This window comes from Myxococcales bacterium, from assembly GCA_012517325.1.
GTDB lineage: Bacteria > Lernaellota > Lernaellaia > Lernaellales > Lernaellaceae > JAAYVF01.
This window is the reverse complement of sequence record JAAYVF010000078.1, coordinates 18,256-28,341: the sequence shown is the minus strand read 5'-3', so window position 1 is coordinate 28,341 and position 10,086 is coordinate 18,256. Positions and strand designations below refer to the sequence as shown.

Annotated in this window: 8 protein-coding genes; 4 read left to right on the top strand and 4 right to left on the bottom strand. The window is 62.0% G+C overall.

The genetic code is table 11. From position 1 onward, the window contains the following. The first annotated feature begins 1,329 nt into the window (after positions 1 to 1,329). Genes GX444_13705 through GX444_13690 form a run of 4 tightly spaced genes read left to right on the top strand, consistent with a single transcriptional unit; the run spans position 1,330 to position 4,617 of the window. Entirely contained in the window at positions 1,330 to 2,541 is a 1,212-nt protein-coding gene (locus GX444_13705) for a transglycosylase domain-containing protein (protein NLH49638.1), read from the top strand. Positions 2,542 to 2,563: 22 nt separating this feature from the next. After that, positions 2,564 to 2,986, top strand: a complete 423-nt coding sequence (locus GX444_13700; GenBank protein NLH49637.1) for a hypothetical protein — start codon at positions 2,564 to 2,566, stop codon at positions 2,984 to 2,986. 6 nt (positions 2,987 to 2,992) lie between these two features. Next, a complete protein-coding gene (locus GX444_13695) occupies positions 2,993 to 4,177 on the top strand; it encodes a class I SAM-dependent rRNA methyltransferase (protein ID NLH49636.1) in 1,185 nt (394 codons plus the stop codon). A 14-nt stretch (positions 4,178 to 4,191) separates the two neighbouring features. Continuing rightward, positions 4,192 to 4,617 carry a hypothetical protein gene (locus tag GX444_13690; GenBank protein NLH49635.1) on the top strand — a complete coding sequence of 142 codons (426 nt, stop codon included), beginning with the start codon at positions 4,192 to 4,194 and terminating at the stop codon, positions 4,615 to 4,617. 20 nt (positions 4,618 to 4,637) lie between these two features. On the opposite strand, the gene GX444_13685 is transcribed toward GX444_13690, so the two are convergent. The 4 genes from GX444_13685 to fdnG form a co-directional block, all read right to left on the bottom strand. Then, the gene (locus tag GX444_13685; GenBank protein ID NLH49634.1) at positions 4,638 to 5,252 is read right to left on the bottom strand and encodes a molybdenum cofactor guanylyltransferase; all 615 of its coding nucleotides are present in this window, start codon (positions 5,250 to 5,252) and stop codon (positions 4,638 to 4,640) included. Between the two features lie 2 nt (positions 5,253 to 5,254). Further along, the gene (locus GX444_13680; protein NLH49633.1) at positions 5,255 to 6,190 is read right to left on the bottom strand and encodes a formate dehydrogenase accessory protein FdhE; all 936 of its coding nucleotides are present in this window, start codon (positions 6,188 to 6,190) and stop codon (positions 5,255 to 5,257) included. Positions 6,191 to 6,257: 67 nt separating this feature from the next. Beyond that, positions 6,258 to 6,917: a formate dehydrogenase gene (locus tag GX444_13675; GenBank protein NLH49632.1), complete on the bottom strand. Its 660-nt coding sequence runs from the start codon at positions 6,915 to 6,917 to the stop codon at positions 6,258 to 6,260. Positions 6,918 to 6,929: 12 nt separating this feature from the next. Beyond that, on the bottom strand, positions 6,930 to 9,956 hold the full coding sequence (gene fdnG / locus GX444_13670) for a formate dehydrogenase-N subunit alpha (GenBank protein ID NLH49631.1): 3,027 nt from the start codon (positions 9,954 to 9,956) through the stop codon (positions 6,930 to 6,932). Positions 9,957 to 10,086 lie beyond the last annotated feature (130 nt).

Genomic DNA, 10,086 nt, shown 5'->3' with positions numbered 1-10,086 from the left:
GACGTTCGGTTCCCGCTTTCGATACCCTCGTCTCCATAGAGTCCTCCTTCGGTCATTGGGTTGTTTGGTGATGACTCAACCTTCAACCGATTCGAGGACTCTTTCAATATCCCAAAGTGCGAAAGAAATTGTACGTTATCCCCGCTTCTCATCGCGGTGGACGTAAAGGTAGTGTCGATATTCTGGTACGCCTGGGCTCCGTCTATTTCCGCCCGGAAGCCGGTTTTTCCTTTGAAAAATCTCAACTATTTTCGGCATATGTCGAAAAGATGGTAGAAATGCATGCGTGAGGTGCATGCTTGTGTATCGGCCGAAAAAGATTAATGTGTCAGGCGTGATTTCCCGACCGGAAGGGGCCGGCGGATTCCGCTCGACACGCGAGGAACGACGAAACGGATGAAAATGACGACCGACGAGCAGCGCCAGCCGGACGGGATCCGCGCCCATTCTTCCCAGCGGCGCCGCCGGACGATCCTCGCCTTGTCGGCCGCGGCCGTTCTCGTGCTGGTGCTGGTCGCCGGCAAGTTCTACCTCGATCATTACGTGCAACAACGATTGACCGGCGAGATCGCCAACATCCTGCCGAAAATCGAGGATCGCACCGGCCTGCGCGTTGTCTACAATACTATTTCCGTCGGCCTGGACGGCAGCATCATTTTCAATCGGCCGTCGATTTTCGACGCCCAAGCGCCCGGCTCACCGCCGTTGTTGAAAGCCGGGAAAGTCGAAATCGATTTTTCGTTCGACCGCGCGAACAAGATCGTCACCCTACGCGGCCTGCGGCTGGTGGCGCCGGAATTGCGGCTGGCGGTGTCGCCGCGGGGCGATTTCAACCTGCCGCCGAAGCTGACGACGCTGCTGGGCGACGGCAAGCCCCGTCCGGCGGGCCAGACGGCGAACGAACCGCTGTTCGGGTCGCTGGCCGAGCATCTGCGCTGGACCGATCCGTTGAAAATCGCCTACGTCGACGGCCGCTTTGACTTCGCGGACCAGGGCAAGCTCGGGGTCCAGCCGCGGCAATTGCTGTCGCTGGATCGCGCCGGCGGCGTGGTGACGGTTTCGCCGGCGTTGCGCCAGGCGGGCTGGATCGGCCAGGCGCGCAACGCGGTCGGTTCGGGTACGATCAAATACGAAATCACGTTGAACGACACCGGTCAGAACGCGCGGCTGACGTTTGCCGGATTCTCGCTGGAAAAGTGGGCGCCGCTCGCGCCGTTCGGGCTGCAGATCCAAAACGGCACCCGCCTGGAAGGCACGCTCGATGTGCAGCGTCCGGCCGGCGGCAAACCGTGGCGGGTCGGCACCGGTCTGCGGTTGAACGACCTGGGGATGAATCATCCGCGCCTGGCGCTGCAGCCGGTCACCGGGCTGTCGCTCGCCTCGCAGGGCGAACTGATGGTGGATTGGCCGAAAAAATCCGTCCAGGCGCGGGAGTTGAAATTGTGGGTCGGCAAAACGCCGATCCGCCTGCAGGATCTGGCGATCGACGCCCTGAGCGCGCGCGGTCCGTCGATCCGGATGCAGCTTCACCTGGACCGGCTGCGGTTGCAGGATCTGCTCGACAGCTTGCCGGAATCCCTCATTCCGGTGGTCAAGGGTTCGCTGGTGGAGGGCACGCTCGACCTGCACGGTTCGCTGGCGCTCGACCTGGACAAACCGGAGCGCAGCGGCCTCGAACTAAGCGGGGGCGTCACCGAGTTCAAGGCGGTGTTCATTCCGCCGCGCTGCGACGCGCGGGCGATCGCCCGGCCGGATTTCAAGCACCTGGCGCGCAAGCACGGCCTGCTGAAAAAAACCATTCTCGTCGGCCCGGCGAATCCCGATTTTATTCCGCTGGACGACATGGGGCCTTATTTGCGCGGCGCGGTTCTGACCTGCGAGGACGGCTCGTTCATGACCCATCACGGCTTCATGTTGCGCCACATCAACGATTCGCTCCGCCGCGACATGCGCGAGCGCCGGTTCGTACGCGGGGCCAGCACGATCAGCATGCAACTCGCGAAAAACCTTTTCCTGAGCGAGGAAAAAACCATTTCGCGCAAGCTGCAGGAAGTCATGCTGACCTGGTACCTGGAGCACGAGATCGACAAGAAGCGGTTGCTCGAGGTTTACTTGAACATCATCGAATGGGGCCCGGACATCTACGGTGTCGGCCCGGCGGCGCGCCATTATTTTCACCGGCACCCCGGCAAGCTGCTGCCGATCCAGGCGGCGTACCTGGCGAGCGTCATCATGAATCCCGTGCGGTTCTATTACATGAAGGCGCGGGGACAGGTCAGCGAGGGCTGGCGGATCAACCTGGCTTTTATTCTGGAAAAAATGCGGCAACGTGGTACGATAACGCAGGAAGAATTCGATCTGGCTGCCGCCCATGATTTCGAGGTGCCATTCGGGGACGCCGTTTGGGCGGAGACGCCTGTCGTTTCGCCGGATCAGGCCGGAAAGGCGAGCATCGTCGTTCCGCCGGTGACGAATCCGGACCAGACCGACATGCTGGAGCTGAAAGAAGACGGTTCGGGCTTGACGAAGACGCCGGAATAACTTTTTTCGAGGTGAGGCCATCATGAAGGAAAACACGGTTTGGCGCCGCGCCGCCGCGGCTTGTGTGGTCCTGACGGTTTTCCTGGCGGTCGCGTGCGGTTCGCGCGGACCGGTGGTGATCGGCAATCCCGAGCCCGCCGCCGGCGCGGTGAAGAACGTCACCGCCGGCAAGCTGCTGATGTCGTTCATGGTTTACATGGACAACTACGTCGGAATCGACGCCATTTTCGCCTCGAAGCTGAACTCCACGCCGCTCGACGGTCACGTGGCCCTGCTGGTGCGACACGATTACGGCTCGTTTTACGTGCTGGTCGCCGAGGGCCTCTACGAAAAGGAAATCGCCGAGTTGAAAACCGAAAAACCGATGAGGGTCTACGGGCGGGTCGGGGCGGCCAAGCTGCCGACCGACGCTTCGCCGAAGGTCGCCATCATCGTCGACGAGTGATCCGACATGCCAACCTATCCGCAGATCATCCTGAAGCCCGGCCGCGAAAAGTCCCTGCTCAACCGTCACCCGTGGGTTTTTTCGGGCGCCCTGGAACACGAACCCGGCGGCATCGCGCCGGGCGCGGTGGTGGACGTGACGGACGCAAGCGGCCGGTTTCTCGGCCGCGGCACCTACAACCCGGCCAGCCAGATCCGCGTGCGGGTCTTTACGTTCCGCGACGAAGCGCTCGACGCGGATTGGTTCCGCCAGCGCCTGCGGGAAGCCGAGGGCTGGCGGCGCGACCTGCTGCCGCCCGACACCAACGCCTTCCGCGTGTTGTTCGGCGAAGCCGACCACGTGCCCGGCCTGATCGTCGACCGCTACGACCGCGGCCTGGTGGTGACGTTCGCCACCGCCGGCGCCGACTATCTGCGCGAGATCATTCTGGAGGCGCTGATCGACGCCTGCCGCCCCGACTGGATCATGGAGCGCAGCACGGGCGGCTACCGCAAGGAAGAGGGGCTGCCGCCGCGCGTCGAAGCGATGTACGGCGACGTGCCCGACGAGCCGGTGCGCATCCGCGAAAACGGGCACGCCTTCCTGGTCGATGTCCGCGCGGGGCAGAAGACCGGCTTTTTCCTCGACCAGCGCGAATCGCGCGAGGCGCTCGGGCAAATGGCCCGGGGGCGCACGGTGCTCAACGCGTTCGGCTATTCGGGCGCGTTTTCCGTGTACGCTCTCGCCGGCGGCGCCCGGCGCGCGGTGACGGTCGACCTGAGCGAGGACGCCATGAGTCTGGCGCGGCAAAATCACGAGATCAACGGCCAGGCCGTCGAGCCCGCGGACTTGGTGATCGCCGACATTTTCAATTTCCTCCGCGAGGATAAAACCGACTTCGACCTGATCGTGCTGGACCCGCCCGCCTTCGCCAAGAGCAAGGCGGCGCTGGTGCGCGCGACCCGCGGCTACAAGGACATCAACTGGCTGGCGATGCGCCGCCTGCCGCCCGGCGGGCTGCTGTTCACCTTTTCCTGCTCGGGCCACGTGACGGCGGATTTGCATCGCAAAATTTTGTTCGCGGCCGCGCTCGACGCCCATCGGGAGGTGCAGATTCTGCGCATCCTGGGCCACGGCCTGGATCATCCCTTGAACGTCTATCACCCCGAGGGCGAATACCTGACCGGTTTCATCTGCCGAGTCGGCGAATAATTCAGGAGAGCGGAATGAAGAAAGTCGAGATGGTGCGCTGCTACGTGACCAGCCCGAACAACCGGATTCCCAATCCCGAGGGCGTCGAAAAGACGGTGCGCTACGTGCCCAGCGACATCTTTCGCCTCTGGCGCTACCTGATGGAGGACGTCAAGGGCTTCGCGGTCAACGGCACCGTGACCAACTTCTGGGTCGACGAGGAAATGTACAGCAAGGAAAAGGACACCTACGGCCGGCACGAAACGCAAAACGTGGTCGAGGTCAGTTTCGTCTACTGTCGCGACAGCGAGGTCGGCCGTCCGGTGATCCGCTATTTTCCGCAGCCGCACCTGGAAAACATTCTCGGCTTTTTCATGAAGAATTTCAGCGAGGAATACATCAAGGGCGCGATGCAGCGCACTATCGGCTATTTCGTAGAAATCCAGAACACCGCCGGCTGAGCGCGCGGCGGCGCGCCGCGTCACCGCGCCGCGTGGCGCCGGAGATCCTCGGGCGTATTGAGATTGATGAAGCTGCGCAATTCCGGATCGTAGCGCCGCAATTCGTCCTCTTCCACCAGGCGCGTCCGCACGGTTTCGGCCAGCAGCAGAATGCGCGATTTTCCCGCCGCCAATAATTTTTCCATCGCCGGCCGGCAGGCCTGCGAATAAACCGCGAACAACGGTTCGTGGCCGCTCGCGGTGTGGGGCAGAACCCAATCGGCGCCGGGATCCAGCCGCGCCAGCCGGTGAATCAGCGCGATTTCGGGGAAAGGCGTGTCGCAAGCCAGCGCGAAGATTCGCGGTGTCGCCGCATGGGCGATCCCGGCATGCAGCCCCGCCATGGCGCCGCGGCCGGGGAAAAGATCGGGAACGACGGGGACCGGCAAATCCGGATAGCGGGCCGGATCGCCGCCGGCGACCAGCACCTGGGAAAACAGCCGCCGCATCGTGGCGATCAGGCCGAGCAACAACGGCGTGCCGGCGAAAGGCAGGAGGGCCTTATCGCGGCCCATCCGGGCGCTGTGGCCGCCGGCCAGAATCACGGCGGTGATGTCGTTCAGCGGTTCGCGGTCGATGGCGCGCGGCGTGGACAAGGTCAATCCCGGTGATAGCCGTCGCGGTCGGCCATCAGATCGAGATAGAGCGTCGCCGCGTCCTCGATGGGCAGCAGTGCGGCGCGGTTTTCCTCGATTTTGCGGTAGTCGACGGTTTTCAGATAGCGATGGCAATGTTCGCAGGCATCCAGTCGATGCGGGCTTTGGTCATCGACGACCAGCACGCGCAAATCCTCTTGCTTCCGGTGATCGCAAAACGGACAGGCCAGGCGGTCGAATGTCCAGACCATGCCGCACGTGTCGCAGTAGAGGTGGCGGCGGCCGCCGTCGCCGGCCAGCGCGGCGAGGGCCGGTTCGTTGCCGCAGACGGGGCAGCGGTTGCGGCGCCAGCGTTCGTCGTCGACCAGCGGGGCCAGGCGCGCCCCGAAGGGAGTCAATGTTGCCGCGGCGAGGTTGCGCGCCACGAACCAGTACGCGCCGGTCGGCAAATCCGCGGCGGCGGCTTCGGATTCGATGAGGGTCGGATCGCGGGCGATGTTCAGGCGCACCAGCCGCCGCAATTCCTCCGGCCGCGCCTGGAGGTCGGCGGCAAAGCCGGCCAGGATCCGTTTGGTTTCCTCGTCGGTGAAATCGGCCAGGGCGACGATTTCATCGAGCAAGGTCAGCAACAGTTCCGGCGGCGGGTCCAGGCGATCGGCATCCAACAGGTAAAAGCCTTCCTCGATCCTTCCGGCCGCTTGTTCGGCCGTCAACTCGTAGGCGGCGGCGATGGAGGCGAAGCGGTCGAAATAATGTTCGACCAACGCCAGTTGCCGGTTGGTCAACGTCAGCAGTTCCGGTGGCGCGTATTCGGCGTCGCGATGCGCGGCGACGGCTTCGTCCAGCCGCGTGGCGGCAAACCGCAGGTGCCCCGGTTTGAGTTCGTCGGGGTGGTGCGGCGTCGGCTTCACCTCAGGCAAGGGACCGCGCTGTTTCACGACAGGCTCCTTTTCAGATGACAAGGCCCCGCCCGGCGGCGGGGCCCCTGATCGTCAGCGACACAAATTACATTTCGCCCACCAGACCGTGCTTGGCGTAATCATCGAGCAAGATCCAGCGGACGTGGCAACCGAAGCCCTCGTCCGGGTAAAGCTTGATTTTGTCGGCCTTGAAGCGATCGCCGTTTTTGGTCTTCAGCCAGGCGATGCGCTCCTTGGCGTATTTCATCATCGTTTCCTGTTCGCCCCACAGGATGGCGTCGGTCGGGCAGGTCTTGGCGCAGGCCGGTTCCATGCCTTCGGCGGTGCGATCGGCGCAGAGCGTGCATTTGGCCAGCAGGCCCGACTTCTTGTTCAAGGTCGGAATGGCGAACGGGCAGGAATCCACGACATCTTTCAAAACGGCCTTGGCCTTGTCGGTATAGACCACGGCGCCCGATTCGTGAATGACGTAGCCGTCCTTCGGCATCGCCTCGACGCAAGTGGGTTCGGCGCAGTGGCGGCATTTATCGTTGGTCATCAGCCAGTACACGCCGAACGCCCCGACGGGGTATTCCTTGAAGCGAACCAGGGTGAAGGTGTCGCCGTCGAAATCCGGCGGATTTTGGTACGTGCCGGTAAAGGTGGTTTTCGTGGCCACGTTACCGTTCCATTGTTTGCAAGCCACTTGGCAACCGCGGCAACCGGTGCAGCGGCTGGGATCAATCAGCATCATCATTTTAGCCATCACCGCACCTCCTTAAGCTTTTTTGATGTCCACGAGGAACGCCTTGTACTCCGGAATCCGGGTGTTCGCGTCGCCCACGTGAGGAGTGAGGATGTTGGCCGAATCGCCGCTGCAAAGACCGCAATAGCCCCAGTGCCACGGTATGCCCACGGTGTGTACCGTTTTTCCGTCGATGTTCATCGGGCGGAACCGCATCGTGACGCAGGCCTTGGCGACCACCGTGCCGCGGCCGTTCCAGACCTTGATCAGATCGCCGTTGGCGATGCCCTTTTCCTTCGCCAGTTCCTCGCTCATTTCCACGAACAATTCGGGGAACAGTTCGTTGAGCCAGGGCAGGTTGCGGGTCATCGCACCGGCCTGCCAGTGCTCGCTGAGGCGGTAGGTCGTGCCAATGATTGGGTACTGGTCGGGTTTGCCGAACTCGCCAGACCCGCCAGCATAGATGAAAGCCGCCGGGTCGGTCGATTGTTTCGGATACAGTTTGTTGACCACCGGGCTTTCCATCGGCTCGTAGTGCGTCGGGAAAGGCCCATCCACCATGCCAGCCGCGAACAAACCACCAACACCCTCGGCTTTCATAATGAACGGCAAGCCAGGCGTCCCGGCTTGTTTCGCCACCGCCAGCGGCGGCATGCCGCCGTCGGGGATGTCGCCGGACCAGCCCCAGGTGCCGTCGGGTTTCTTCATGGCGGTGATCACCGCGCGTTCGGCATCCCACGGCTGGCCATCGGGATTGACCGAGGCGCGGTTGTAAATGATGCGGCGATTGAGCGGCCAGCAGTACGACCAGTTGTGGTACATGGAAAGATGCGTGTCCTTGCTGTCGCGACGGGCGTAATTGTTGCCGGCTTCGTTGTAACCGCCGCTATAGATCCAAAGACCGCAAGCAGTGGAGCCATCGGCCTGCAACGTGGTGAAGTTGATCAATTGCTTGCCCGTCTTCACGTCGTAGCCGTTCATCGCCTTGGCGACCTTGTGGACGTCGGGATGGCCGTGGCCGTTGTCGTACGGCCAATGGATTTTAGTCACGGCGTCGGCCAGTTTGCCGCCCTTTTGCTTGTACAGTTTGGCCACGGCGCGCTGCAAGGCGTGGATGATGTACAAATCGTCCATCGCCTCGCCCGGACCGTCGCCGCCCTTGTAGCGCCACTGAATCCAGCGGCCGCTGTTGCTGATCGAGCCTTCCTTTTCGACACTGGCCAACGCCGGCAGGCGGAAAACCTCGGTTTTGATGTTGGCCGGGTTCACGCCGTCGCGTTTCCAGAAGACGCTGGTTTCGGTTTCCCACAAATCGACGGCGACCATCCAGTCGAGCTTGGCCAGCGCATCGCGCTCGAACAGGGTGTTCGGGCCGCCGACCGCCGGGTTTTGCCCGAACAGGAACGCGCCCTTGATCTTGCCCTTGGCCATGTCTTCAAAAAGGGAGATGTGGCTGTAGTTGGCGCCGCGCTTGGGCAGCCAGGAGTAAGCGAAATCGTTTTCGGGTTTCGCCGCGTCGCCGTACCACTCTTTCAACAGACTGACGAGATACTTACGGCAGTTGCCCCACCAGGCGAGGGAGAGAGGATCGGTGTTCTTGCCTTCGTAGTATTTCTTCATCAAGGCGTCGATCGTGTCCTCGCCATCGGACGGGCTGTTGATGTAACCGGGGATGATGTGGAAGAGCAGCGCCTGGTCGGTGCTGCCTTGCACGTTGCTTTCGCCGCGCATGGCATTGATGCCACCGCCGGCAATGCCCATGTTACCCAGGAGCAATTGGATGATCGAATAGGCGCGGATGTTTTGAGTCCCGTAAGTATGGTGCGTCGTGCCCATCGCGTAAAGGATGGTGCCCGCCTTGTTGGGTTTGCCGGTCGATCCAAACGCATCGTACACCTGTTTGAGCACGTCCGGCGGGGTTCCGGTAATTTTACTGACCATTTCCAGGTCGTACCGTTCGAAATGTTTTTTAAGCAGTTGCATCACGCAGAACGGATCCTTCATGGATGGATCGCGCTTGGGAACGCCCTTTTCGTCTTTCTGGTATTGCCAGGTGGCGGTGTCGTAACCGCGCTTGGCCGGGTCGTAGCCCGAGAAAAGGCCGTCGGCGAACTGGTAGTCGGGATTGATGAGAAACGGCGCGTTGGTGTATTCGCGCACGTATTCATCGAAATACAGGTTGTTGTCGAGGATGTACTTCACCATGCCGCCCAGCAGCGCGATATCGGTTCCCGCGCGAAGCGGGGCGTAGATGTGCGCCCGCGCGCTGGTGCGGGTGAAGCGGGGATCGACACTGATCAGCTTCGCGCCGCGTTTTTCGATCGCCTCGGTGATCCACTTGAAGGAAATCGGGTGGTTCTCCGCCGCGTTCGCGCCCATGACCAGAACCGCGTCGGCGTACTGGAGGTCGGTCCAGTGGTTGGTCATCGCTCCGCGTCCGAACGAGGCCGCCAGGCCGGCCACCGACGGGCTGTGACAAATGCGCGCCTGGTGTTCGAGATACACCACGCCCAAGCTGCGCATCCATTTCGAAAGCAGGTAGCCTTCTTCGTTGTCGAGCGCGGCGCCGCCCAAGCTGGCGATGCCCTCGGTGCGGTTGACGAGTTGGCCGGCGGCGTTCTTTTCGACGAACGACGCCTCGCGGGTGGCATACACCCGTTTGGCGATTTCCGTCAGCGCCCAGTCCCACGATTTGCGCACCCATTTGTTCGAGCCGGCCGCGCGGTATTCGACATACTGCAGGCGCTTCTTGCCCGGATCGTCGTGGATCTGGAAGATGGCGCTTCCCTTACTGCAAAGGGAACCGCGATTGATGGGATGGTCCGGGTCGCCCTCGAGGTTGATGATCTTCCACTTGCCCTTGTCCGGTCGGCTGTACATCAAAGCGCCACAGCCCACGCCGCAGTACGGGCAGATCGTCGAGGCTACCTTGGCCGCTTTCAATTTGCCCATCTTGTCGCTATAGGCAAAAGCGGCGCTCAGGTTCAGGCCCGGGAGTCCTGTCAGCACCGCCAGCGCCGCGCCGCCGGCCTTCAGGAAACTCCGTCTGGTCAACTCCATGAAAGTGCTCCTTTCACGCGTGTATTTCATTGAGGTGGTTGCACTGAAAAATGCAAGTCATATTAGGCAAGCGGCTGGGGGCGGGTCAATATGTTTCTAAAAGCATAATAGATTGAAAATAAAGGGAATT